At 46.2% G+C, this 24,647-nt stretch carries 22 protein-coding genes and 1 other annotated feature (1 of these 23 running past the window's edge); of the genes, 7 read left to right on the forward strand and 15 right to left on the reverse strand.

The window, feature by feature from the left end:
• Nucleotides 1-2: 2 nt before the first annotated feature.
• The 7 genes from G7035_RS24565 to G7035_RS24595 form a co-directional block, all read right to left on the reverse strand.
• Nucleotides 3-755, reverse strand: a complete 753-nt coding sequence (locus G7035_RS24565; protein WP_013370788.1) for a vWA domain-containing protein — start codon at nucleotides 753-755, stop codon at nucleotides 3-5.
• An 85-nt stretch (nucleotides 756-840) separates the two neighbouring features.
• The gene (locus G7035_RS24570) at nucleotides 841-2,886 is read right to left on the reverse strand and encodes a serine/threonine-protein kinase (protein WP_019687029.1); all 2,046 of its coding nucleotides are present in this window, start codon (nucleotides 2,884-2,886) and stop codon (nucleotides 841-843) included.
• 202 nt (nucleotides 2,887-3,088) lie between these two features.
• Entirely contained in the window at nucleotides 3,089-3,364 is a 276-nt protein-coding gene (locus tag G7035_RS24575; RefSeq protein ID WP_007430133.1) for a WXG100 family type VII secretion target, read from the reverse strand.
• A 257-nt stretch (nucleotides 3,365-3,621) separates the two neighbouring features.
• Nucleotides 3,622-4,158: a WXG100 family type VII secretion target gene (locus G7035_RS24580; protein ID WP_013370786.1), complete on the reverse strand. Its 537-nt coding sequence runs from the start codon at nucleotides 4,156-4,158 to the stop codon at nucleotides 3,622-3,624.
• Nucleotides 4,159-4,163: 5 nt separating this feature from the next.
• Nucleotides 4,164-5,006, reverse strand: coding sequence for a hypothetical protein (locus G7035_RS24585; protein WP_016821030.1), 843 nt, complete (start codon nucleotides 5,004-5,006; stop codon nucleotides 4,164-4,166).
• Between the two features lie 16 nt (nucleotides 5,007-5,022).
• Complete coding sequence (gene essC / locus G7035_RS24590) at nucleotides 5,023-9,018, reverse strand: type VII secretion protein EssC (RefSeq protein ID WP_019687028.1); 3,996 nt, start codon at nucleotides 9,016-9,018, stop codon at nucleotides 5,023-5,025.
• A gap of 67 nt (nucleotides 9,019-9,085) precedes the next feature.
• Nucleotides 9,086-9,406: a hypothetical protein gene (locus tag G7035_RS24595; protein WP_013370783.1), complete on the reverse strand. Its 321-nt coding sequence runs from the start codon at nucleotides 9,404-9,406 to the stop codon at nucleotides 9,086-9,088.
• Nucleotides 9,407-9,795: 389 nt separating this feature from the next.
• Between G7035_RS24595 and G7035_RS24600 the strand changes: the two genes are divergently transcribed.
• Entirely contained in the window at nucleotides 9,796-10,035 is a 240-nt protein-coding gene (locus G7035_RS24600) for a hypothetical protein (RefSeq protein ID WP_013370782.1), read from the forward strand.
• A 128-nt stretch (nucleotides 10,036-10,163) separates the two neighbouring features.
• Here G7035_RS24600 and G7035_RS24605 read toward each other — a convergent pair whose 3' ends face one another.
• Nucleotides 10,164-10,313 carry a hypothetical protein gene (locus G7035_RS24605; RefSeq protein ID WP_016821028.1) on the reverse strand — a complete coding sequence of 50 codons (150 nt, stop codon included), beginning with the start codon at nucleotides 10,311-10,313 and terminating at the stop codon, nucleotides 10,164-10,166.
• A gap of 320 nt (nucleotides 10,314-10,633) precedes the next feature.
• On the opposite strand from G7035_RS24605, the gene G7035_RS24610 reads away from it, so the two are divergent.
• Nucleotides 10,634-11,551, forward strand: coding sequence for a hypothetical protein (locus G7035_RS24610; protein ID WP_019687027.1), 918 nt, complete (start codon nucleotides 10,634-10,636; stop codon nucleotides 11,549-11,551).
• A 31-nt stretch (nucleotides 11,552-11,582) separates the two neighbouring features.
• Here G7035_RS24610 and G7035_RS24615 read toward each other — a convergent pair whose 3' ends face one another.
• From G7035_RS24615 to G7035_RS24625, 3 genes are all read right to left on the reverse strand, one after another.
• Complete coding sequence (locus G7035_RS24615; RefSeq protein ID WP_019687026.1) at nucleotides 11,583-11,921, reverse strand: L,D-transpeptidase; 339 nt, start codon at nucleotides 11,919-11,921, stop codon at nucleotides 11,583-11,585.
• A gap of 82 nt (nucleotides 11,922-12,003) precedes the next feature.
• Nucleotides 12,004-13,101 (reverse strand): ribosome small subunit-dependent GTPase A, encoded by a 1,098-nt coding sequence (rsgA, locus tag G7035_RS24620; protein WP_019687025.1) that lies wholly within the window; start codon nucleotides 13,099-13,101, stop codon nucleotides 12,004-12,006.
• Nucleotides 13,102-13,573: 472 nt separating this feature from the next.
• Complete coding sequence (locus G7035_RS24625) at nucleotides 13,574-14,170, reverse strand: DUF2087 domain-containing protein (protein WP_013370777.1); 597 nt, start codon at nucleotides 14,168-14,170, stop codon at nucleotides 13,574-13,576.
• A gap of 260 nt (nucleotides 14,171-14,430) precedes the next feature.
• Between G7035_RS24625 and G7035_RS24630 the strand changes: the two genes are divergently transcribed.
• The 3 genes from G7035_RS24630 to G7035_RS24640 all read left to right on the forward strand — a co-directional run bounded on the left by G7035_RS24630 (nucleotide 14,431) and on the right by G7035_RS24640 (nucleotide 16,520).
• Complete coding sequence (locus tag G7035_RS24630) at nucleotides 14,431-15,402, forward strand: YpdA family putative bacillithiol disulfide reductase (RefSeq protein WP_019687024.1); 972 nt, start codon at nucleotides 14,431-14,433, stop codon at nucleotides 15,400-15,402.
• Nucleotides 15,403-15,424: 22 nt separating this feature from the next.
• Nucleotides 15,425-15,868 carry a DUF441 domain-containing protein gene (locus tag G7035_RS24635; protein WP_013370775.1) on the forward strand — a complete coding sequence of 148 codons (444 nt, stop codon included), beginning with the start codon at nucleotides 15,425-15,427 and terminating at the stop codon, nucleotides 15,866-15,868.
• Between the two features lie 139 nt (nucleotides 15,869-16,007).
• Complete coding sequence (locus G7035_RS24640) at nucleotides 16,008-16,520, forward strand: hypothetical protein (RefSeq protein ID WP_013370774.1); 513 nt, start codon at nucleotides 16,008-16,010, stop codon at nucleotides 16,518-16,520.
• 132 nt (nucleotides 16,521-16,652) lie between these two features.
• Here G7035_RS24640 and G7035_RS24645 read toward each other — a convergent pair whose 3' ends face one another.
• Together G7035_RS24645 and G7035_RS24650 are read right to left on the reverse strand one after the other, a co-directional pair.
• Complete coding sequence (locus tag G7035_RS24645; RefSeq protein WP_016821022.1) at nucleotides 16,653-16,955, reverse strand: HesB/YadR/YfhF family protein; 303 nt, start codon at nucleotides 16,953-16,955, stop codon at nucleotides 16,653-16,655.
• 335 nt (nucleotides 16,956-17,290) lie between these two features.
• On the reverse strand, nucleotides 17,291-17,491 hold the full coding sequence (locus tag G7035_RS24650) for a hypothetical protein (protein ID WP_230877356.1): 201 nt from the start codon (nucleotides 17,489-17,491) through the stop codon (nucleotides 17,291-17,293).
• A gap of 50 nt (nucleotides 17,492-17,541) precedes the next feature.
• On the opposite strand from G7035_RS24650, the gene G7035_RS24655 reads away from it, so the two are divergent.
• The gene (locus tag G7035_RS24655; protein WP_019687023.1) at nucleotides 17,542-19,299 is read left to right on the forward strand and encodes an ABC transporter ATP-binding protein; all 1,758 of its coding nucleotides are present in this window, start codon (nucleotides 17,542-17,544) and stop codon (nucleotides 19,297-19,299) included.
• Entirely contained in the window at nucleotides 19,299-21,389 is a 2,091-nt protein-coding gene (locus G7035_RS24660) for an ABC transporter ATP-binding protein (protein ID WP_019687022.1), read from the forward strand. Before G7035_RS24655 ends, G7035_RS24660 begins: the two co-directional genes overlap by 1 nt.
• Before the next feature lie 112 nt (nucleotides 21,390-21,501).
• Here G7035_RS24660 and G7035_RS24665 read toward each other — a convergent pair whose 3' ends face one another.
• Together G7035_RS24665 and argS are read right to left on the reverse strand one after the other, a co-directional pair.
• Nucleotides 21,502-22,470, reverse strand: a complete 969-nt coding sequence (locus G7035_RS24665; protein WP_019687021.1) for an S-layer homology domain-containing protein — start codon at nucleotides 22,468-22,470, stop codon at nucleotides 21,502-21,504.
• Between the two features lie 276 nt (nucleotides 22,471-22,746).
• A complete protein-coding gene (argS, locus tag G7035_RS24670) occupies nucleotides 22,747-24,471 on the reverse strand; it encodes an arginine--tRNA ligase (protein ID WP_019687020.1) in 1,725 nt (574 codons plus the stop codon).
• 59 nt (nucleotides 24,472-24,530) lie between these two features.
• Nucleotides 24,531-24,647: a binding site (T-box leader), on the reverse strand; it runs 142 nt beyond the window's last position.

Raw genomic sequence — 24,647 nt, forward strand, 5'->3', positions numbered from 1 at the left:
CCTTACCGTACAGGCGTTGCAGCTGACATTTGAAAACCAATGGACACCAGTTCCGCACAGGTTCCAGGCAGCATCATTATGGCTCCTTCACCTAACTGATAATCTGCCTCAAACAGCATTTCCCGATAGCTTTCAGGAAGCACAGAAGACATATTACGTAATTTCACAGCATGTTCATCCTGCAAAGGCGTATTATGCGTCAGACCTTTCCAGCGACGGGGGTCCTGAATAGGCGTTTCCAGCAACCTGTCGGATAAAAATATATTTTCCACCAGTACATTGCCATCTGGTACACTCATGTTCATAATGCGCTTCGCAATCGGTTCCGGATCATCGCCTGTGGAAACACCATCTGTCATATGGCAGACCAAAGGTGCAGGACAATCCTGCATCCCTGGTAATTCCGCCTGCAAAATACGTTCAGCTTGCAAGAAGGCCTTTGCTGAATCTGAGAATCGTTTGGGTGTCAAATCAGGCAACGAACCAATAGCCGCGATTTCATCAATTCCCTTGACACCATTCAGCAGGTCATATACGTCGTCACTATAAGCCAAAATTGCAATCCGATAGCGCGCAGTCAACCGATTTCCCTTGGTCGATCGGAAAACCATCTGTCGGATCGCCAGTGATATAGCTTCGTATACAACGTCAATACGCCGCCGCCCTTCCATCAGCATATTCATCGATGCGCTGATGTCAATCAGGTAAATGATCAGGGCGGGAGTACGTTGTGAAGCCTGTATTGTATAATTCATGGTTTGTACATGCTCCCCTCAGTTACCTTCGATCTGTATCTGTTTCCTAATCTATCATTCCGCCATTATATAAACATATGAAACATCAAATTTTAGGCAGTCTAAAATTCGTATCTCCTAAAAAGTTATAAATAGAGGAAGCCCGATAGCCCACTTCACCTACTGAACGATAATAAGAAGGATTGCTATCATATAATGCTCTAAAACGTTTGGCAAAGCTCTTGGCCTTCGCGGTGCTTCCACCTTCCTGAGAAGCATACGCCTTGTTATAGAGGGAAATAAGCTGGAGAACATTCTCCTTGTTACGTGCCTGTACAGCATCTTTTCGCTTTTGTTCCGACTCAGCTGCTGCTTTACGAGCTGCTTCTTCCTTGGCGGCACGAGCTTCCTGCTCCTTTTTCAAGGCCAGGTATTTTTCATATTTTTCCTGTTGATCATATGCTTTTTGCTTCGCCAACTTGGCAGCAGCCTGCTTGTTTTGTTCCTTTTGGGCCAGATAAGCTTCATATTTAACCTGTTGAGCGATCAGGGCTTGTTGTTTCTTCTGCTCTTCCTGTTGCTTTTGAGCAGCAAGAGCCTGTTGTTTGGCCTGCTGTTCAGCTTCCTGCCGTTGTTTCTCCGTTAGCGATTTTTGAGCGGCCTCCTGCTCAGCAGCCAACTTTTCCTCGGCTGCTTTTGCAGCCTTCAATGCCTCTTCTTGCTTTGCAGCCTCGATTTGTCGCTGATTAGACTGATCCGCAAGAATACTTACAGTTGGGATTCCCGCTGCCAAAAGAACGACTGCGGCCGATGCTGTCACGATAAACATTTTGGAGCGATACCAGGCTTTCGATTTCTCAGGTTGCTCTGGCATCTTGGGGTTCAGCTGCTCCTCCAGTCCTGTGATCGCAGCCGACACTTCTACATGCAGAGGACTGCCATCTTCTACAAAGTGATACAACGAACGATATACTTCCAGCGCTGCAGCAGGTTTGTTCTGCTGCTCTAGTTCACGCGCCTGTCGAAACAGCTTATCCGTTACTCCACGCTCTCCCTGCTCTAGGGCAGCCTGATTTAACATTTCAGCCTGTTCAGCCTTGAGCGGAGCAGGTGTTGCCAACGAGGGTACCGCTTCACTGGAAGTGCCGCTCATAGCAGCCAGATCTCCTGTATCTGTCCCAGCTGGCTCCGTTTCTGTATCCTCCACCAGAATTTCCTGCTCAGTAACGGCATTAAGTACAACCAGCCATTCGCCAAAGGTAGGACAACTGCTTAGATCCTGACTATCCCAAGCACGGCTGAATAGTTCTACCACCTTGCTGCCCCAGCGGGCTTCAAGCGATTTCCGCAAAATAAAATAACGTTCGCAAGGCGTCTGCATTTCATGTTGATCAAAATAACTTTCGCCCCAAGCTTTATCGACCACCACACGGTCAGACCAGCCTAACATTTCTCCAATAATGATAGCCCCTGCAAAACGGTCGGCATACGCGCTCCATAATCCGCTGTGAACAGTACGATGTGCAGCATACCCCGGCGATCCTGCCAATAGTGCATCTGGACGATCCATTTTGGTGCTATACATTTGCTCCACGTCTACCAATTCCACAGCTGACGTGCCTTCAGGCAGTTCCACTTCAGAAAAAAACGGAAGCATAACATTGGGCGCTGATAAATCACAATGCGCCAATCCTTTTTGCTCCATCGCTGAACCGATCCCTGCCAGTGCTCTGGCTAAAGCCAGACTATCGGAAGCCTCAAGCTGACGCTGATCTGTGAGACAATCGAACCATGTCATACCATGAACCCATGGCATCAGCACCGCATACAGCAAATCAGGCTGCTCAGCGATCAGACTTCCGTTTCTTTCTGGAGTGAGCACATCACGCTTGCATACCTGCAAACCGGGAATATCCCCGTATGTTTCCATATGCTCAGATTGATAAACCATAGCCGGGATGCGGAACTTCGGAAAAAACACTTTGAGGGCTTTCGCCTCATGCGGTGCTCCGTTTTTGGCAATCAGCTGGTATACAATTCCCTGCCTCCCTGCTTGTGCATAGGCTAAACCGGGTGCAGCGGGATGTCGTCCAACCACATAAGCTGTGCCGTTTATGATCAATTCGTCTCCCGGATTCGGTTGAAAAGACATGAAACATCCCTCTCCTTATATCATTCAGTATGCTAGTTTTCCTCACCTTATTATATACGTCTATGGATGGCAAGAAAACCGGGTATCCGAAGATCGCCCGGTTTTTCCTATACAATCTGTGCCAAACCGTGAGGAATAGGTTCACATATTGCTTCATTATAGAGTGATATATGATAAGTTAATGCCGATCAGGCACGACAACTTATTTCGCTTGGTCAACCGTACGGAATTTGTTAGCGATAGCTGTCAATTCTTGGCTGATGCTATTCAAAGTCGTTACGAAAGCTTGCATTTGTTTGCTTGCTTCTTGGAACTCTTGGAAAAAGCGTTGCTTAGTCATACCTTCCCATTGACCTTCCATACCGGAGATGGACTGAGTCAAGCTGGAAACGATCTGCTGGCTTTGCTCACCACTTTGTTTAAATTGGTTAGCTACCTGATCAACCTGTTCTGGGGTAATTAAAATGCGTCCTGCCATTTTTTGCGTCCTCCTTGATGATAAAAAATGTTTTTGTTTAGCTGGTTTAAATTGTACTATGGCTATTTAATTCCCTACAAAAGGCAAAGGACCTAATTGCAACAATCCCACTTTTTAACTATAAAACAGCATATAACAGTACAATCTTAATAAAGCAACCACCTAATAAGTCCCATATTAGTCCTATAAAACCGGGAATGGTATAACAAATTCATATGGATTACAGGCCGATCCAGATCATCCCGGAACGATCCGAACTAAGCGACAGGCTGATCTCTTGCTATAGACGGATCAGTAAAATACCAATCCTGCGGACTGCTAGAAGACGCCTGCTTCAGAATATCCTGATGCAAGGTGCCCACATCCGAAGGCTGTACACCTGCAATAGCATGTACGACAGACTGCGGGTTGGAAATTAGACTGCTTCCTTCCGAAGCTTGCCCAGGCAGAATAGACGGTGATTGTTGATTCGACCAATCGAGCATCGTGACGGGTCGTCCCAATGGTTGGCTGGCAAATGGCAGAATCGTTTGATAGTTGTGGTCAACAGACTGAAACTGCTCTGCCTTTCGGTTCAGTTGTGTACCTGATGTATGGAGATAAGCATGAATCTGTTCTGACATCCGCTTGGCTTGCATCCACTGATTCAAGATCGCCTCACGCGCAGATACATCCCAATCCAGCGATTGTAACGCCTGCTCCAAACCTGCTGTTAACTGTTGAATTTGCTCCGCCGCATGCTGTAGCTGCCCGCTAAGCCCCCGAAGCACATCCGGTTCAACTCGAATGCGCATATCCATCACCCTTCTTCTGTCACTTCTTCAGTCACTGCCGACTGTTTCAACCAATTCAATAATAAGTCCACAAACTGATCTCTCGAAGCCATAGCTGCAATTAACCAGTCTCCGTTACCCGCAGAGCTCATCCGAAATATCCAGTTCATTGCAGGACAAAGGACAAAAGCTGCCCGTTGTGACTCCCACTCTCTGCCGTTCCAGACCAGCAATTGCAATTCTCCCTCAGCTACACGGGAACTCAAAGACTGAGCCAGTCTCATTGCTCCCTCTTCATCTCCGCTAGCCTCAGTTAGCTTACTGCTGATTTGAGACAAACTTTCTCCTGCAGATTGCTCGTAAATTTTATTAAAGGCCTGCTTGGAAAACATAAGCGCGGGAGATTCAGGTACAAGCCGATCAACCCAGCCCATTTTATCAATCAATGTTTCGCAAGCCTTTTCCACATTACCCAGATCGTACAAACGATATTCATCGGGTTCGTCAACAGATTTCACAAGCTCCACCACACGCTCATTCGTGCAATGAAGATAGCCTTCAAACTGCTTACCTCCCCTTACATAGCGTATACGGCAAGCCCTGTTGGATAATCCCGCGATAGCAACTCTTGAAAAAACGGTAGGAGGCATAGCCAGCTCTTTACCCTTATCGGCCTGCTTCAGATAACCTTTTTCCAGAAGAGCAGCTTTGACCTGCTCCCACTCTTCCGCCAACTCCTCTGCTAGATAGCCCTTAAACGGATCTTCCACCCCAAGCAGTCTGTCAGAACCCAATACGCCTGCCAGAAAAAACAGTTCCTTTGCCTTGAGGGTTATTAACTTCTGCTTGGAAGCTTGAAACGTTAACATTATGAGCCACCTCCCTTCAAACTACAACATGCCATCGGTCACGAATTTTCGTTATCCAATCCTCACAGCTCATTTGCTCTGAGAAGGGAATCGCCGCTTTTATCCTGGTAAATTTGCGTCGTACGTAGTATCCCTGCCCAGGAGGCAGGACTTTTAGGCCACCAGCAGCGGCATTCGCTTCTGAATAAGGGATACGAAAGAACGATAAATCATTCGAATCCAGTGTTCCAAAAAGCACACCGCTTTGGCTTGCTTTGACATCATTAAACCAGTCCACACCAAAGGTAGGAAAATCAGCTGGCACACCCGATAGCACGACATGCACATTGCGATCACGTCCCAACCGTACAATGGCGGAAAGCTGATCCTTTATCATAAAATCGTTCAGTTGCTTGCTTAACATATCCGCATCATCAATGACCAGGAGCAGTTCGGGATCATTCCCATCCTTGCTCCGTTGTTGAACGATATCATGCACCTGTTGTACCAGAGGTCCCATTTCTTCCTCGCTTTCGGCAGCAGCCTTGACATGAGGAAGATGCCGTAATCGGGATAGTCCCCCACCTCCATAGCGTGTATCGATCGTATAGACTTGCATTTGATCCGGCGAGGTGTAATAAGCGAGCGATATAATCCAACTCATCAGGAAGGAGGTTTTTCCACCCTCCATTGGACTACCTACGATAAAATTAGGCCCTTCTTTTAAATTTAGGAGAAAAGGCTCAAGATCGTCACTCTGTAGGCCTACAGGTACTTCGTAAGGAAGCGCACCTGATGGTCCACTCGTCCGATCCCACTGCTGAAGCAGTTCCAGCAACGGAATCCGCTCAGGCAATGGGAGAATGGCCGGTGCGTGCTTACCCTTCCATCCCTGCGCAATACCAGCGATATTGCGACGTAGTTGTGCTGATCGTTCCGCTTCATCTTCTCCTGGTGAAGGCAGTGCCGTCTGGAACTCCAGCGGAGGAACATGCCCTTTAACCAGAGCCCGGCCCGGAATTAAAGGTCCTGGTGTTTTGGCCGGTCGTCCTACCGCATAATAGTAGTCACTAGGATCAGCCAATTCGAAAGAAACAGCATTAGGTATGTTACTGCGGAACTTCTCAAACACATCGGTAATCCGGTTCGCTGTAATGATGAAGGTGATGCCTAGACTGCCTCCTTCACGCAAGAGTGATTCCAGCAGTTCATTTTCATCCGGATACGCATTACGAAAATTAAGATATCCATCAATAACTACGACAATTTGCGGCACATCTTCAACAGCAGAACGTCGAAAAGAACTTATTGTTTTGACGCCAGCCTCAGAAAGCATTTCCTTGCGTAGGGCCACCATCTTGAACAAATAGCGGAACAACCGTTTAATCCGGTCATCCTCCTCTGCCATCATAACAGCACCGATTTGTGGAAGCTCTCCAAAGTCGCGCATGGTTCGACCCATGTCAATGATATAACCGTTCCAATGATTCACAGCGTAACGCTGTGCCGTGGACATCAGCAACGTATGCAAAAAGGTCGTTTTTCCCATGCCCGGCATGCCATACACAGCCCAATGACCATGATCCAGCGACGCATACATCGGCTCCTGCCGTTGATTCGGCAAATCATCGACCAGCCCAATAAGAGACTTCAGCTCCAACGATGATGATGTACTATCTATTTCGGTACATTGCGGTAGATTAGTTAAATCCAACATTTCTGGCAGCGGCGGAAGCCACGGTCCCTGAAGACGTTCGATTCCTGCCTTAGCTGCTTCTTTTGCAATATAATCAATAAATACTTGAAGCTGTTTAGGAGCTTCTTCTCCTTTTAAGCCTGAGCTTGCCCGTTCTCCGCCCGTCAATAGCGCTTCACGTTTGCCGTTCAGTCTCACTTCATGAACAGGTAAGGCAGAAGAAATGTCTCTGTTGCCTATATACGGCGCACCGCTCCAAGCAAATTGCATTTCTTCAAACACTTCGTCGCTACCCACTTGAAAATATCCTCGTCCCGGCTTCGTTATCCACGCGGCATTCGGTATTTTCAACATATCACGGCTATCACCTTCGCTTTGCACCCGCAAGCAGATGCGGAACCTGGAGTTACTCCAAATCTTATCATCGACAACACCTGCCGGCTTTTGAGTCGCCAAAATCAGATGGACACCTAATGTCCGCCCAATCGCGGCAATGCTGATTAGCTCGTCCATAAACTCTGGCTGATCCCGCTTTAACTGTGCAAATTCATCAATAATAATAACCAGATGAGGCAGCGGTTGTTCCTGCCGCTGCCGGAGTAGTCTGTAATATTCATCAATATGCTGTAAATTGCCTGCATCGTTCAATATCTTTTGTCGACGAACCAGTTCTGCTTTAAGAGATATTTTAGCACGTTCAATCAAATTATTGTCCAGGTTCGTGATTGTACCCACAACATGCGGCAAGTTAACGAACGTGTTGGACATGCCTCCACCCTTGTAATCGATCAGCATAAAAGCAAGATCATGTGGGTGAAACTCAGCAGCGAGCGAGGCTACGATAGACTGGATAACCTCACTTTTCCCTGAACCTGTCGTACCAGCGATCAAGCCATGGGGCCCATGCCCTTGACGCTCTATTTTATCATGCAAGTTAATCATAATCTTTTTGCCGCCTGCCCGCACGCCCATCGGCACAGGTAATGTATCAGGATGGCGGTTACGTCGCCACCGGTCTGCCACATCCAGTTCTTCCACACTTGCTACACTCATCATATCAAAAAGAGGCAGAACAGCGGGAATATCAGAAGCCGAAGAACGCTTCAAGCGAATAGGCGCCATGTACCGCGCCAGTGCATCGGCTTCCTCTTTGGACAAATGATCCGGTTTAAAACTTTGCTGTTCAACCTCCGCCGATTCTGATTTAAGGGCGTATACACCCTGTTCCTTGGAAGCTTCCACGATCAGCTGACACTGCATTGGCAAAGCTTCTTTACGAGAAGCCAGCACAATTGTACACGCATCTATGGCTCGGCCGTCCTCCAGCAACAACGGCAACAAAGGTTCTTCCTCAATCAGTTGGGTGTCAGATAAAACAATCACATAACACGGGGCTTCCATCCCTTTGCCCTGACGTTCATTGCGATTATTTTTTCGACGGTTCAATCTAGCAAACAGAAAGTCAGCTAATTGATGGGCGCTACTACTGCGGTCTGACATCATTCTCTGGATTCGGTCATCATCCCATACATGTGGGAGCCAGCGCATCCAAGTCCATTCACTTTCTTCTCGCTCATCATAGAAGGAGGCGATTTTCACTTCATCTGGCGAATGACGAACCGTTACTTGTGCCAAGATGACTCTTAACGCAGCCAGAGTATGCTCCCGCTCGCCGACCAATCCGATCACTTTGGATTGAAACAGTGGCAATGTAATGGAAGCAGCGTCCACCAAACGAAATTCTTCTTCCAGTTCATCTGCAGCTCCCAACAAAGGATCTCGGTCATAACCGTCAGGTCGTGGGATTTGCAGTTTAATATGAAAGGGAACTTGTCCAGTCCCGATACGTACCTGCAAGAAATCTTCATCCTCCGGTGATCTTTCCCAAAGAGAACTGTTGCGGTTTTTTACGATTTGAGTGCATATTTGCGGGTCACCGTGAATTTCATATAGCGTGCGAACTTGTTCTTCGCGTTTCATTTTGAGTTCTTCACGATGCTTTTGGAGCTGCTCCCGGTACATGCGGTCCCGTTCCTCCAACTTGAGCTTATATTCCTTCTTATTATTTAAATAGACGAAAAAAGGAATCGTATAAGATGTAAGCATCATGACCACCGTGACCATCTGGAACATCAAATAGTTACTGTTGCCCATCTTGCCTGTTCTGCTCATATATACATAAAAGCCTATAGTCACCAACGTCATCATTAACGGAATAAGTATAGATATAATAGAAAAAGACGGCTTGCTCGGCTCAGCCGGAGGCCGTAAAATCTCTAGCTTCTCCTCTCGGAGGGCCGGTCTTAATCTCGGGGATCGCTGGTATAATACATTCAAGACAAAAGTCCCCCTTTTCGCTTACTATTTCATTTTACCAAGGTTTCATATTATTTCATGTGTGTATTTACCCATTTTTTTCAGTTTGAAACAAAGAACGCCTTCCATATACAGGCGCCTCGTCCTGAGTTGTCGAAAAAGCTCGCTGAATGCGCACGGTGCAGCCTTCCCGTAAGCCTGCTCCTGTGAGTAGCTGGTTATCCTCCACTCTGAACCAAAGCCCTTCCGGGAACTTTGCTTCCATAATATATTGCATGCCTTCAGCCGGAGGCTCACCAAAAATACGCACACCCAGCATCAATTTTAAATGTTCTACCGAGTATTCATCTGCCACCTCAATATCAAACCACTCTGTTTCCTGTCGTCCTGAAAGCACGGTCAGGATCATCTGTCATCCCTCCCGATCCTTAATTTATACAGCAATACTCACGCAAAAAGCCTATTTCTACGGAAATATGGCTATCGTAACTGTAGCATCCGCCTATTAGACTGTCAATTTGTTACAAAATGCCCACACTCAAAACAAAACGGTGACTATAGTCATGCTTAAAATTAATAGTAGAGTCATATGAATCAAAAATAGAGATTTACAAATTTCATTTGCGTGCTTACGTCATTTTGTCGATTAGGTAGAACTAAATTCGATTGTTACCCAAATTGTTGTGAACACTTTGTAAATTTTTCAGACCTTTATGTTTTTATAAGGTGTTTTTAAGGTAATTTTAAGAAACGGGCACTACAATAAAGCCATGAAATAACTCAGGTGAGGTGATTTTTGTGAGAACATTAATTACATTTCAAAACAAACGTATTCCCGTATACTTCAATCAAGAAAATAAGCAACCGGTACAAAAAACCTTAAAACTTCTAAGTAATACTTTGGAGAACAAAATCTCCAGTGGCAAGCGTGCCCTTCAAAAATGTCTTAACTCTTTGATCAGTATAGAGATTGTCGGTTGTGAAGCCATCCTGCATAGCGTTAGTGAAAATGATTCATTGGCATTGTCCCTCTATTAAGAGGGACTTTTTTTTGTTTGCATTAGACACAAAAAAGAGAGGGGCATTTCAGCACCCTCTCCATATCAGCGGTTATGAAACATGCTACATGTGACTTACCGCAGCCTATGCATTTGATCAGACTCTATTTATAGTATTCTGCGATAACCTTTTTTACCGCCTCGTTCCTTTTTCTGCGCCTTCTCAATTCGTATTCTAAACAGTTCTAGTAAATTAGCGCGTGTATGTTCTTCCCGGCAGTTGTCCAGCTTTTTTAAGATAAAACGGTCAATGGACATATGACTCAGGCTCCTTTACAGCAAGCTGCCCCTGCTTTTCAAGGGGATGATCCGGCTATCCATTTTTAACCATTCCACCTGTTGTTTAAACACGTACGATTTGATTAGGATAAAGCAGGCGGGATTACATACCCTTTAAATAGGGTAAATACATAAAGTTTCGAAAGTTTTATCAGTTTAGCCTGGAAGCTACGGACAAGGAGCGAGCAAAAACCATGAGTAAGCACATAATGACCAAAATAAGCTGGAACCTTTTATGTATGTTCTTCATCCTAACTATGCTGGCTGCATGCAGCAGGGAGAAAGCCTCAACTCGAAGTATGGCCCAACACGAAGCTGAAGCACGTGCCTATACCGTGACAGGTAATCCGAACCAAGCTGCATCATCCCTTGATGAACGAGCTGCCAACGATGCACCTGTCCACCAGCAAGGCAGCAGCTATGTCGAAATATCAGGTGACGTAAGTATAAATAAAAATACAGTGAAGGTTACAGGGCATTCCAATCTGCCGGCTGGAGCACGGATCAAAGGGAATCTTGCAGTCAAAAACTCTCTGTTAACCGGATATACGGACGAGACAACTATTCAAAAGGACGGAAGTTTTGTACTCCAAGTGCACCGACCTGGTATACAGGGCAGTATGGATCTGACTGTTCTGTTCCGTCCAGATGACCAAGACAAAGAAATACGAAATCTGTATGGTAGTGGTGGCAACAAATTAGAAGGCCCTTATGTATATCAATACGAAGAAAACGAACAACTTTTGCAAGAAATTCGGATAGGTGCTGAGTTTGATCCTGAACAAGACCGCCATGTCCCTCTAATTAAGCCTGTCTGGAACAAACCAAAGGACTACGGTAATCCTCAAGTGTGGATTAAGCCCGATGTGAGGCAAAAAGGAAATTATTATCACGTATATGCGCGCAGCAATTTGCTCGAGGGTTCGGACGTCAAGCTCACAATTGATTTTCCGGGACGATGGCAGTTTGGCTACGATGATCAAACCAAGGTCATGCCTGATGGTTCCTTCAGCATGAGGGTCAAAAAGCCGAGCCTTGCCAACCGCTACACCCTGGTCATAAGTTTCGAGCCGAACGAAGATATGTGGATCAACGCCAAACAGGCTTACGGTACAAAAGGAGAGCGTCTTGCGGGATCATTAGTTAAATCCGCAGACGACAAAAAGGGCTCCAAACGGATTGAAGCCCGTGTCCAAATTCAACCCAAATCGTACTAGGCAGCCAAAGGAATCCTATATCATCTAGCTGTTATGGCTGTATCGTGACCGGCGTCCCTATACTTACCTTCTCTTGAAGCTCCAGTACATCCTTATTATGCATTCGAATGCAGCCATGTGACACCAACTTGCCAATGGACCATGGCTCATTGGTGCCGTGAATGCCATAATGCGGCTTGGACAGCCCCATCCAGAACGCTCCGAAAGGACCGCCCGGATTGGGCTGTTTGTTAATAATCGTAAATTGCCCATGCGGTGTTTGTGTAGCCACCTTCCCAATACCGACTGGATAACTAAGAACGATCTGACTTCCATCTTTTAAATATAGACGACGATCCGATAAATCCACCACAATACTGTAGTTCGGCATATGTTCACCCCTCTACACCATATGCCGACTACCACATAGATTTTCTTAAATTTCTACAAATGATGTTTCATGACAGCTCGCCTTACCACTCCACATCACGTCGCCAACCACCTCGCTGATCCCTGCGGCCCGGAGTTGTACTTGGACGGCTATCTTTTCTACGTCGGTCTGCTTCCTTGCGTGCCTGATATTCCAGTTCCCGCTGCATCTTGCGATAATTGTTCACTCTGGATTCAGATAATTCCCCTCTTTGGATAGCTTCCTCCACCGCACATCCAGCTTCTCCCTTATGCTTGCAATCGGCAAAACGGCATTGCTGAGCTGTTTCCATAATATCAGCAAAGGTATGAGCTACACCCGTGGAATCATCCCATAGATTAAGCTCGCGCATACCGGGTGTATCGAGTAGAACGGCTTGCTTTGCAATGGGAAAAAGCTGTCGGTGTGTGGTTGTATGCCTGCCTCGGCTGTCTTCCTCCCTCACATCCTGTGTCAATTGAACTTCAGCCCCGGATAGCCAGTTCACTATTGTGGATTTGCCACTACCGGAAGAGCCAGTTAAAGCAACCGTACACCCAGGCTCAAGGAACGCCTCCAGCTGCTCTCTGCCTTCGTTCTGCAAAGCAGAAATCACGATAACGGGTACTCCAGGAGCAACTCCTTCCGCTTCTGCAACCCGCTGTTCGACATCTTCACAAAGGTCACTCTTACTCAACACGACAACCGGGTTTACTCCGCTATTCCAGGCCATGATTAAGTACCGTTCTAATCTGCGCATATTAAAATCATGATTCAGCGCATTAACAAGGAAAAGCGTATCTACATTGGTCGCGATCAGTTGCTCCTTCGTCTCAAAGCCTGCGGCCTGTCTAGATATTTGGCTTTTGCGTGGCAAGACAGCATGGATTACTGCATCCGATACTTCGTCCGACGTGGTGATGGCCACCCAATCCCCTACAGCCGGCATTTCCGCCGGGTCAACAATAGCATGTCTTAGCTTACCTGAAGCGGCTCCCCAGCGTTCCCCATCCATCGTAATAAGCTTCACCTTTTGTCCATAATCGGCAATCAAGCGGGCAGGACGTATCTGCGTGCTTCCTGCTCGTTCCTCATAGCTTTGCTTCCATTGGTCCCACAAACCGTTCCAGTAATCAGACCAACTGTATTCATGTATACTCATTATTTTCCTCCTGAGATCATGTTTAATTTTTTTTGGTGTTACTCAATAGGTGTACATTTTTCTCTCCGCAAGCAAACAACGCAAAAAATCCGCAGGGAAACCCCTGCGGAAGGTATACAGCTCAAGCGATGTGATCCGTTCGTTCACTTATGCAAGCAGTCTTACACGGACTACTTTCGAAACCAACAACCGGATAACAAAACACTTGACCATAAAAAAATCCGCAGGGAATCACTCCCTGCGGATTTCGTTGGTTCTACTGTCCAACCAACTGCTGAGCTAAGACTATAGATCTAACAGTCTTTAGCCGTGCATCGTCCGTGCGGGAGACAAGTCATTCTGCTGCTGAACCCATTCACTCATGTTCGTACGCATATAACATCGCCTCCTCCTAAAATTTCCTTTATCATACAAGTCCATCAATTGTCTGTCAAGGCTGATTCTAAACATTTTAAACTATTTCAAGTTTTGTTTAACGTACCTGATCCCATCGTGTCCACATTTCACGCGGGTTCAATTCGTACATTTCTCGCTCCCTGTACATAAACTGATGCATGATCAGTTCACGCCGAATCGTCGCAAAATCCTCATGGTATTGCTTGATCCACTCGTTTAGTTCACGTTCAGGATAGATGCGCCCTGGCTCCAGTTTTTCGGCGAGCATCTGTAGTACGATCAATTTTTTCTTATACTGGGCAGGAATTTGACGCAACTTGCCGTCCTTGGCAAAAAAATTGCGTAAAACCGTTGCTTCCAGCGTTTCATTCAATTCGGACATATCTTCCTCTTCCTCTCCTTTTTCAAAAATAAAACGCACTGTCGCCTCGGCATGCTGCCGAATCAGCTCTGGGTTCAGTGTAAAATACACTGTGTTTTTATCACGGCGTTCCTTAATCAACCCGACCTCTCGGAGTTTGGAAGCATGATGCGTAACCGTAGGCTGTGACAGATTTAGCTTTTTCGCCAAAGCTTGACCATGCATCTCACCACGGGATAAAAGGAGTAATATTCGCATACGCGTTGGGTCCGCAAGTGCTTTATGATAATTGACCATTTTATCTAGTTGCACCGTAACTGCACCTCTTTTCACTACTACAGATTTGCTATGCAAGCAAATTCGCTTAACCTAAATAGATAATTATCTAATTATATGTTTGTCAAATGTTTCTGTCAATTCTCTCTTCCATCATCTCTTTCTGAAAACGGCTGGATATTGTGCACACATTACGGTAGGATTATTATTTGAAAACTTCTCACACACTGAGCTATTTGCATCAATTCTGAGATCCGTTTGACGAAATAAACTAATACAACTGGAGGTTCATCCAAATGCACGACGTAATCATTATCGGTGGCGGACCTTGCGGACTATCCGCTGCAATCGAATGCAGCCGCAGAGGTTTGCGTACGATCATTATTGAAAAAAGCAACATCGTTCACTCCATTTTTCTGTATCCAACAAATATGCAGTTTTTTAGCACCGCTGAACTATTGGAAATCGGTGATGTTCCGTTCAGCACTCCCAATGACAAGCCTTTTCGTCATGAAGCACTTGCGTACTATCGCAAAGTAGCCTCACATTATAACCTGGACATTCAGCATTATGAGGAGGCTCAATCCATTCAGCGGCAGGAAGACGGTACATTTACCGTACATACTCTAAGCAAACGGGAAATAACCAAGAGCTATTCTTCACGCTATGTCGTCGTGGCTACGGGATATTTTGATCATCCGAACTATCTGGGCATTCCCGGGGAACAATTGGATAAAGTCACTCACTATTTCAGCGAAGCCCACCCCTATACAGGAACCCGGGTCGCAGTCATCGGCGGTAGTAACTCTGCGGTAGATGCTGCAATGGAATTGGTGCGGGTCGGGGCTACGATTGATATGGTTTATCGTCGTAATGAGTTGTCTCCATATATCAAACCGTGGGTTCGTCCATTGTTCGACAGTATGGTACAAAAAGGGAAGATCACACTGCACTTAGGCGCACGCATTACTGAAATTCATCCAGACCATGTTATCGTCACTCCGATGAACACAGAAGCATTCCAGCTCGAAAATGATTTTGTACTGGCACTGACTGGATTTCACCCAGAACGAAAACTACTGGAGTCTGTCGGAGTCCACATGGCTGAAGATCTGGACAAACCCGAATTTAATCCTGCCACGATGGAAACTAACATCCCAGGTATATATGTCTCCGGAGTTATCGCTTCAGGCAGCAATGCCAATGAAGTGTTTATCGAAACAGGTCGCTGGCACGGGCGTCAAATCGCCGAACATATCCAAAGTTAAACAATCGAAGGAGAACAACTGAATGGATTACAGCTCACTTATCCTACTGGTACTGGCTGGCCTTGGAATTATCAGTGGCAACTCAACCGTGACGATTGCTATGGTAGTACTACTACTGCTGCGGGTAACCAGCTTTCATACTGCTTTCCCCTGGCTTGAAAAGTATGGCTTGACGATCGGAATTATTATTTTGACGATTGGGGTCATGACCCCGCTAGCCAGCGGTAAAATCAGCATCAATCAGGTGACAGAGTCCTTCCTGCACTGGAAGTCCCTGCTCGCGATTGGTATCGGAATTCTGGTAGCCTACCTTGGCGGCCGCGGAGTAACTTTGATGTCCGGACAGCCTATTATTGTGACAGGTCTACTGATCGGGACCGTCATTGGCGTTGCCTTCTTTAAAGGGGTTCCTGTTGGACCTCTGATTGCTGCCGGGCTGCTCTCCTTATTAATCGGTCGCTCCTAAATTTCTAGACACAGGATTGAAAAGAGCCGTTCAACAAATATACAAATGAATGATGGCAATCTGCATATCTGGCTGAATTCAGTCCCGCTTTGTGTTATACTCAAATCGCATAATTTGGTAAATGCAGGAGGCTTGACCGATGTCTCGACAATTTGTAACGGAAGCTGTAATGGTGGCTATATACGGCCAGCTGCTTACATCTCCCGCCCCTGTGGAATATATAGTGCCTTACACATCACTTCTAGAGCTGTACGAATTCCAGGACAGTACAGAGCCTCTCATGGATAACCCTATGGATGATCAACATGTGAAGCGAAAAGTAAGTGAGCTGATCAGTTATTTTGAAGAACCGTTGAATCAGAAAAAAATTCGGCGTGCCCTTCAGATGCCTTGGGCGAAAAGCTTGCCAATCCTATTCGATGCCAATACATCACTCATTGTCATTAATGCTGTTGATACGGCGCATTACGGAGAATATTTTGATCCGATTGAAACCGAACTGGTGTTGACAGCTCAGCGTGAAGCATTACCCATCCTGACTGATCAACTGGACTGGATCCACCGCATTATCGAAGCTTCCGTACCTGTACATGTGTACGATATTGATGATTTTGATTTTGCAGTCGATGGTCCGATGTTTAACAACCCTTAACATACAACATCCTGCCCTAACCACAATAAAGCGGCGGAGTATCATGTGCAGGTTCATCTCCTGCCACACGATACTCCGCCGCTTTTCATGTCCATAAACCATTACTGGCACGCTATTTTTAACGTGGAGGCATTAAGCTTGTTCATCTTTTTCATAGGTGTAAATAATGTCGTCATGTTCCTCCAAATACTTCACTTCCAGATGATGGCCTTTCAGATACCAGTAATCCTGATCCTCCATATAAAACGTAATGCCAGCCGCTTCATGCTGTAATGCGGGGTGCTGCGGAGGCTCTACGGCAATTCCCAGAGAAAAGCCTGGATGCAACCCACCGCCGGAACTATAGCGAACAAAAAAACGGATGGAATCTCCACGATTCAAACCAAGCTCCTTAATGTACCACTGTGCCGCAGGTTCAGTTACCTGTATGCTCATGCGTTATGCTCATCTCCTTGTACAAATGACGTCTTGCCAACTATATCATAGCATCTTTTGGAATAACGACCAACCGTCTCTCCCCATGCGTCTTCCTGGACAAGTCATATACATTTTTTTGAAAAAGGTTTGACAATTCGCAAAAGAGGGTGTTAAGATTCAACCATACGAGATCCATTTTGAAATTTATTACCAATTTGAACGATAACTCATGTAAGAATGAACCCATTTTGAGGAAGAAAGGAGTGTTTCCGGTGCTAAAATTTATGATTGTATTTCACCCACATCTACAAACACAACAACTTCATACCGGAGCATCTCCCCTGTCGCATCCTTCAGAATTGGGCCATTCCTGTTGTATGGTTTAATACGAGTGGCTGCCTGCGTTTAAGCAGTTTTTCAGTGGCGAGTATGCTGAGAATACCTGCGCGCCATATGATATTGAGATTTAAGGCATATCGTCTGCGGACGGTATGCCTTTTTTGCGCCTGTTGCCGAATCATACTTGTGGCAGCAAGCCGCTGTTGTTTCTTCAAAATGGTACACAACTCTCGAATGAACTTGACATGAAAGGATGGGATTCCTCTTGTTTTCAGTACTCAAAAATTTAGGCTGGTTTTTTAAAAGAGAACGAAGCCGATACTCCATTGGATTGTTTTTGCTGATTGCGGTTGGCGTTTTGGAGCTCGCTCCACCTCGGCTGCTAGGCAGCGCCATTGATGAGATTGTACGTGGTTCGATTTCCTGGTCCTCGCTTTGGCGTTATATTTTGTACATCATAGGGATTCTTGCCGTCATCTACTACATTACGTACATATGGATGCACAAGCTGTTTGGTGGTGCTAATCTGGTGGAGCGCCTATTGCGTACACGTTTTATGAATCATTTGCTGCGGATGACCCCTCCATTTTTTGAACGCAATCGTACAGGTGATCTGATGGCTCGTGCCACGAACGATCTTCGCTCTGTAGCAAGTACAGCAGGCTTCGGTATGTTGACATTAACAGACTCCACTGTCTACCTTACCGTTGTATTGGTTGCCATGGGCACCCTGATTAGCTGGAAGCTAACACTGGCGGCCATTCTGCCCCTTCCTTTTATTGCGCTGGCCATGAGTATTTACGGTAAAGCCGTACATGAGCGTTACACACTGGCACAGGATGCATTTGGCGATATGAACGACCAGGTGCTGGAGTCGGTGGCAGGTATCCGTGTCATTCGAGCTTATGTGCAAGAACGAATGGACGAAAAACGTTTTGCCGATATTACTGAGGATGTGTTTCGTAAAAACTTGGCAGTTGCCCGGATGGATGCTCTCTTTGAACCGACGATCCGTTTATGTGTAGGACTTAGTTACGTTATCGGACTCGGGTATGGTATTTATCTGGTATTTCATAACGATATCACGCTAGGCGAACTGGTATCTTTTAACATGTATCTAGGAATGATGATTTGGCCGATGTTTGCCATTGGCGAACTGATTAACATTATGCAGCGCGGTAGCGCTTCCCTGGACCGGGTCAATGAAACTCTCGATGTCCAGCCAGACGTTCAGGATGTAGCCCAACCTGTTCCAGTGGATCATCCCGAATCCATCACTATGAAAGACGTGACTTTTCGTTATCCTACCTCCACGGTTGACAATCTGTCACATGTGAATCTGGAGCTCAAACGTGGAGAAACACTAGGTGTCGTCGGTCGAACAGGCAGTGGAAAATCCACTTTGCTCAAACAGCTATTGCATGAATATCCGACTGGCAGTGGTGATATTTTAATCTCCGGCACTCGGCTGGAGGACATTGCAGCGGAACAATTACACAGCTGGATTGGCTACGTGCCGCAAGAACAAATTTTGTTCTCCAAATCGGTGCGCGAGAACATTCAGTTCGGAAAGCCTGGTGCCGATGATGTTTACATCATGGAAGCGATTCGTACGGCCGCCTTTGATCAGGATCTGGGAACTCTGTCCGATGGACTGGATACATTGGTCGGAGAAAAAGGCATCGCCCTGTCCGGCGGTCAGAAGCAGCGTGTTTCGCTTGCGCGCGCCTTTATTGGTGATCCGGATATTCTAGTACTCGACGATGCACTATCAGCAGTAGATGCCCGCACGGAAGCACGTATTATTGACAATATCCGTCATAAACGCTCGGGTAAAACAACCTTGATCTCCACCCACCGTCTATCGGCTGTAGAGCATGCAGATCGGATCGTCGTGCTGGAGCAAGGACGTATTATTGAGGAAGGAACCCACAATGAGCTGCTTCAAGCTGACGGATGGTACCGACAACAATATGAACGGCAACAAGTGGAATCTGATCTGACCTCAGGGGAGGTATCCTAATGAAACCCAATATCGGCAAAAGGCTGTTCCAGTATGCACTGACGAGCAAAGCGGGTTTTATTGCCGCTCTCATCGCCCTGGCTATTGGAGTAGCCGCTGAGCTGGCTGGTCCCTTCATCGCCAAAACGATGATTGACGACCACATGCTCGCTATTGAAAAACCATTTTATGAAACGACTAGTGTGGACGGCACTGTAAGTTATGCTGGAACCCATTTTAAACGTGAAGATCGCTTTGAGGCCGGGGAGACCAAAGGGCGCGAAGCGAGGATTTTACAAGTCGGCAGATCTTTTGTATTTGTCGATGGTTCCGTCCAGGTAGCGGATGGTAACCGATCCTTTACGAACGGTACGCTGACCGTGACACGCGGCTCCGACACCTTTCATTATAAAGCTAAGGCTCTAACGGCTGATGAGCTGTATAGCTTTTACAAACCGGAAATGCCCGGCATTTTTCAGCTGATTGGGTGGTATTGCTTCTTTTTAGTCGTTTCGATTTTTGCCGAGTTCGGCAAAACATACTGGCTGCAATCCTCGGCGAACAAAGTCATTCAGAAGCTTCGGCTTGATCTCTATGCACACATTCAGCGCTTGCCAGTTTACTTTTTTGATAACTTACCCGCAGGCAAGGTCGTATCCCGTGTTACGAATGACACGGAGGCAGTCAAAGATTTGTTTGTGGCTGTACTCTCAAACTTCACTTCAGGGATTGTAACGATGGCAGGGGTATATGTGGCACTCTTTCTACTGGATTTCAGACTGGGTCTTATCTCTCTATTTATTGTACCGTTGCTGATCTTATGGATTGTATTGTACCGCAAGGTTGCAACCCGCTATAACACGATCATCCGATCCAGGCTCAGCGAGATTAATGCGATTATTAATGAATCCATTCAGGGGATGTCCATTATTCGTGTATTCAGGCATCAGAAACAAACACAGCAAGAGTTTGAAGAGTTAAATGATGACTATATGAAGCATCAGAATAAAATGCTGAATTTGAACGCTTTTACTTCGCACAATTTGGTCAACGTGTTGAGAAACCTCGCCTTCGCTGTCGTGTTGTGGTATTTTGGATCTGCGGCGCTTGGTACTACAGGTAGTGCGATATCACTAGGGGTATTGTATGCCTTCGTCGATGTGCTGGGTCGATTGTTCCAACCTATAACGGGGATGGTCAACCAGCTCGCCGTACTGGATACTTCCATCGTATCCTCAGGACGCGTATTTGAATTGATGGACGAAACTGGAGAGCCGGTGACAGATGGTACGATGCCGCGTTACAAAGGCCAGGTAGAATTTAATGATGTTTCCTTTGCCTACAAAAAGGATGATGTGCTTAAGCATATTTCCTTTACAGCACAGCCCGGCCAAACGGTTGCTCTTGTCGGGCATACCGGATCAGGTAAGAGCTCGATTATCAACCTGCTATTCCGGTTCTATGATCCGCAAAAAGGAACGATCACCATTGACGGAACGCCTGTCAAAAGTATTCCTAAGCAATGGCTTCGCCATCATATGGGTATTGTTCTTCAAGATCCATATTTGTTCACAGGTACGGTAGCCTCTAATGTCAGTCTCGGAGATAGTAGAATCACGAGAGAGCAGGTGAATAAAGCGCTGCATGACGTTGGCGCCGACAAACTGCTAGCCCATTTGCCCCAAGGATTTGATGAGCCTGTTGTTGAAAAAGGCAGCACCTTATCCGCCGGGCAACGTCAGCTTATTTCTTTCGCTCGCGCGTTAGCCTTTGATCCGGCCATTTTAATTCTGGATGAAGCTACCGCCAATATTGATACCGAAACGGAAGCGCTCATCCAATCTGCTCTTGAAGTGCTCAAAAAGGGACGTACGACCTTTATCATTGCCCACCGTTTGTCCACCATTCGTAGTGCAGACCAAATTTTAGTGCTGCATCGGGGTGAAATTGTTGAACGGGGTAGCCATGACGAGCTTATGGCCCAAGGTGGACGTTACTTCCAAATGTATCAACTTCAGTCAGGAACGGTTGCAGCAGAATCTGCGTCTTCCTCAGCTACACCTTCTGCGCAAAATGACTTGCTTACAGGTAAAGTCGCATTTAAAGCTTAAATAATACTAGAGCCTGGGGCTAACAATTAATATTTAGCATGAAAAAGCCAGCGGTCTCCATTCATATTGGGGACTCGCTGGCTTTATTTTATATATGACATATCTTGTCGTTTTATTTAGCTACAGACGTGCCTGTACCTGTGGGAGGAAGCATTGTTCCATCGGCTGCTTTGAGCGTAACCTTATACTTACTATCTATCAATGTACTGGTGTGGGTATCTGTAATGACTTGAATGTTCATTTCCCCTGGTTTTGGACTCGTCAGCTTGTAGTAAATGACCGCATTCGTATCATCTACGTAGTCGATGTGATCCACTTCAATACCGTAACCTGGATTAGGTGCCTGAAGACGAGTGATGGTTACTTTGTTCTGCTGGTCATTCGCCTTCTCTATGCTCATGCTAATATTGGTTTGTTGATCTGAATCTACAGGCTCAGCTGGATTTTCCGGAGTGGCTTGCACCGGTTTATGATTTTGTACAAACTCGGATGCATGATAGACCATTTCTGCTGCCTCCATCCGCGTTACTTTACGATCCGGGTTAAAGTTATTCTTTTCATCCAATGTTGCAATTTTGGTCAACAAAAGAAATTGAACTGCTTCGTTCGACTCTTGGTCTAATTTTTTGCCATCTGCTACGTTAATAAGCATACGGACCGTTGGATATTCCCCCGTTGCACTCACTGCTTTATACAGAATATTCGCGAATTGCTCCCTAGTCATGCGGGTGCTTGGATCAATATCCGGTGATAGAGGGATTTGGTGCTGGACTGCAATCCGATAGGAATCGGCATACCATGCGGAAGCCGGAATGTTTGCAAAGGAGCCCGTTGTAAAATCAGGCATAACCTGAAGATCCATCGCCCGAACAACCAAGTGTACTCCTTGTGCATACGTGAGCGTTTGATCCGGTGCAAACTTATCCTTGGTTATCCCTTGAATAATTCCTTTGTTCTGAAGTGAACTTACGATCTTCTCCTGCTCAGCTCCCTTTATATCACGAAAGGCAGAAGCCGACGTAGCCACAGCCAATGAACAGACGACAAGCAGCGCAGCTGCCACGCTTTTATTTTTGATCATGAGATACACCTCCATGTTTACTTTGCTTCTATACTTACGGACGCAATAAAACCATCAAATGTTTCAAATATGCACAAATTGGTTGCAAAACAATGGAATACCCTGCGATTAGTGTAACCCGTCTTGCTCTTTTCTGCTCACCATCTCCATGCAAACCCAAAAGTGTCTATGATAGTTTTCCTTTTGCAGCGCCTTTTAGAGAAAAGAGCTGATTCGCAGTAATTTTAGCTAGCAAAAGCAGCAGTGTACCTAACAAAAATACCCACTTGTGGTAGCTTACATCCGGTTAGGGGCTTTCAGTCCAAGAAGTCGCAGTGTACTTGCCAGCATATCTGCAGTCTGTTCCGCCAACTGAATGCGCCACTGTCCACCATCGACAATCCTTTCCTTAGCGTAAAAACGGTTGAACGCCTGTGCTGTATCCAATGCAAATCTAGCAATAACCGAAGGTTCCAGTTGCTGAGCAGCACGTATCAGCTGCCCGTGATAACGATCCAACTGCTTAAGCAAGGCCCAACCTGCGTCACCCAGCATTTCATCCGAAACGATATTCAAATCAGGAGAATGCCCTTCTTGACCAAGGACGTTGTCACTGGAATTAGAATCAACATCAGCGCGTGCGCGAGCTTTCTCCAGAAGGCTGCGTATACGCGCATGGGTATACTGCACATAAGGGCCAGTCTCACCTTCGAAGGTCAATGCCTCCTCCAACGAAAAATCCACTTCATTCAGACGGTTATTTTTTAAATCGCCAAAAATAACCGCGCCGATGCCGACGTCTTCAGCTATTGCCTCTTGTTCCAGCAAATTGGGATTCTTCTCCGTAATAATGGCTTGAGCACGCGCTACAGCTTCATCCAGCACTTCCTCCAGTTTCACCACCTTGCCACGTCTTGTGGACATTTTTTTGCCTGCAAACCGCATTAAACCAAACGGTACATGCTCACATTGCTCTGCCCATGCCTCCCCTGCATGCTTGAGCACCGCAAATACCTGTTGGAAATGTAACTTCTGTTCCCCGCCAACGACATACAACAGCCGATCAGCCTTCATCACTTCATGACGATAAATCGCTGTGGCCAGATCACGGGTGGGATAAATGGTAGTCCCATCCTTCTTCAAAATAAGACACGGCGGTAGCTGCTCGTCTTCCAGACGAACCACAAGTGCTCCATCACTTTCCTCCAGCAATCCTTTTGCTCTTAATTGGGCAACAACTGCCTGCATTTTATCATTGTAAAAGCTTTCCCCCAACACATGGTCAAACGAAATGTTAAGACGTTGGTACATACGATCAAATTCACCCAGACTGACTTCAACAAAAAACTCCCATAGTTGTTGAGCCTCAGTATCCCCGTGCTCCAAACGTCGGAACCACTCGCGGCCTTCATCCTCCAAAGACGGGTCATGCTCAGCCTCCTGATGAAAACGGACATATAACTTCAATGATTCCCCGATCGGATCCTGTTGTAGCTGCTCTTCATTGCCCCATCTTTTATAGGCCGCAATTTGCTTGCCAAATTGTGTCCCCCAATCCCCTAGATGATTCACACTAATCGGTACATATCCGGTTTCACTAAGTATGCGATACAAGGCGGCACCGATAACAGTAGAGCGAAGATGACCGATACCAAATGGTTTGGCAATATTGGGCGAGGACATATCAATTACTACTCGCTGTCCATGCCCAATATTGGGCTTGAGAAACTCAGTCTTGCTCAATTCAGCTAGCATCGGTGGAATATGAACAGATCGATCCAATGTAATATTTACATAGGCACCCGATGCTGTAGCGGTTAGACCCGCTTCATGGCTTACTAGCTCTGCCAATTCCATTGCAATATGCTGTGGAGACTTTCGAAATTTCTTAGCCAGCACAAAACAGGGAAACGCCACATCTCCCCATTCAGGCTGCGGAGGCACCTCGAATAAAGATAAAACTTCTTTCTCCTCCAAGCCCGTATGAGCTAAAATAGCTTGGGTAGCAATCATCAACAACATGTTCCTCTCTCCTTCTTTTTATAGGATCTAACAAAAAAAGCCCTCGTCTCTTGATATAATCAAGAGACGAGAACTTCGATATCCCCGCGGTACCACTCTTCGTAAATCGGTTGTGTAGATAAAGCTAGCTTACACAAATCGCGATTTCACTCCATTGACAAATAACGGTGTCAGCC

Source organism: Paenibacillus polymyxa, from assembly GCF_015710975.1.
GTDB lineage: Bacteria > Bacillota > Bacilli > Paenibacillales > Paenibacillaceae > Paenibacillus > Paenibacillus polymyxa.

Excerpts from the sequence above, each read along its gene's own strand:
- G7035_RS24570 (WP_019687029.1), bottom strand. The coding sequence starts at position 2,886 with ATGTCTTTTCAACCGAATCCGGGAGACGAATTGATCATAAACGGCACA.
- rsgA (WP_019687025.1), bottom strand. The coding sequence starts at position 13,101 with ATGAGTATACATGAATACAGTTGGTCTGATTACTGGAACGGTTTGTGG.
- argS (WP_019687020.1), bottom strand. The coding sequence starts at position 24,471 with ATGTTGTTGATGATTGCTACCCAAGCTATTTTAGCTCATACGGGCTTG.
- G7035_RS24605 (WP_016821028.1), bottom strand. The coding sequence starts at position 10,313 with ATGTCCATTGACCGTTTTATCTTAAAAAAGCTGGACAACTGCCGGGAA.
- G7035_RS24640 (WP_013370774.1), top strand. The coding sequence starts at position 16,008 with ATGTCTCGACAATTTGTAACGGAAGCTGTAATGGTGGCTATATACGGC.
- G7035_RS24635 (WP_013370775.1), top strand. The coding sequence starts at position 15,425 with ATGGATTACAGCTCACTTATCCTACTGGTACTGGCTGGCCTTGGAATT.
- G7035_RS24565 (WP_013370788.1), bottom strand. The coding sequence starts at position 755 with ATGAATTATACAATACAGGCTTCACAACGTACTCCCGCCCTGATCATT.
- G7035_RS24615 (WP_019687026.1), bottom strand. The coding sequence starts at position 11,921 with ATGCCGAACTACAGTATTGTGGTGGATTTATCGGATCGTCGTCTATAT.
- G7035_RS24595 (WP_013370783.1), bottom strand. The coding sequence starts at position 9,406 with ATGATCCTGACCGTGCTTTCAGGACGACAGGAAACAGAGTGGTTTGAT.
- G7035_RS24660 (WP_019687022.1), top strand. The coding sequence starts at position 19,299 with ATGAAACCCAATATCGGCAAAAGGCTGTTCCAGTATGCACTGACGAGC.
- G7035_RS24665 (WP_019687021.1), bottom strand. The coding sequence starts at position 22,470 with ATGATCAAAAATAAAAGCGTGGCAGCTGCGCTGCTTGTCGTCTGTTCA.
- G7035_RS24645 (WP_016821022.1), bottom strand. The coding sequence starts at position 16,955 with ATGAGCATACAGGTAACTGAACCTGCGGCACAGTGGTACATTAAGGAG.
- G7035_RS24610 (WP_019687027.1), top strand. The coding sequence starts at position 10,634 with ATGGCCCAACACGAAGCTGAAGCACGTGCCTATACCGTGACAGGTAAT.
- G7035_RS24585 (WP_016821030.1), bottom strand. The coding sequence starts at position 5,006 with ATGTTAACGTTTCAAGCTTCCAAGCAGAAGTTAATAACCCTCAAGGCA.
- G7035_RS24580 (WP_013370786.1), bottom strand. The coding sequence starts at position 4,158 with ATGCGCATTCGAGTTGAACCGGATGTGCTTCGGGGGCTTAGCGGGCAG.
- G7035_RS24575 (WP_007430133.1), bottom strand. The coding sequence starts at position 3,364 with ATGGCAGGACGCATTTTAATTACCCCAGAACAGGTTGATCAGGTAGCT.
- G7035_RS24630 (WP_019687024.1), top strand. The coding sequence starts at position 14,431 with ATGCACGACGTAATCATTATCGGTGGCGGACCTTGCGGACTATCCGCT.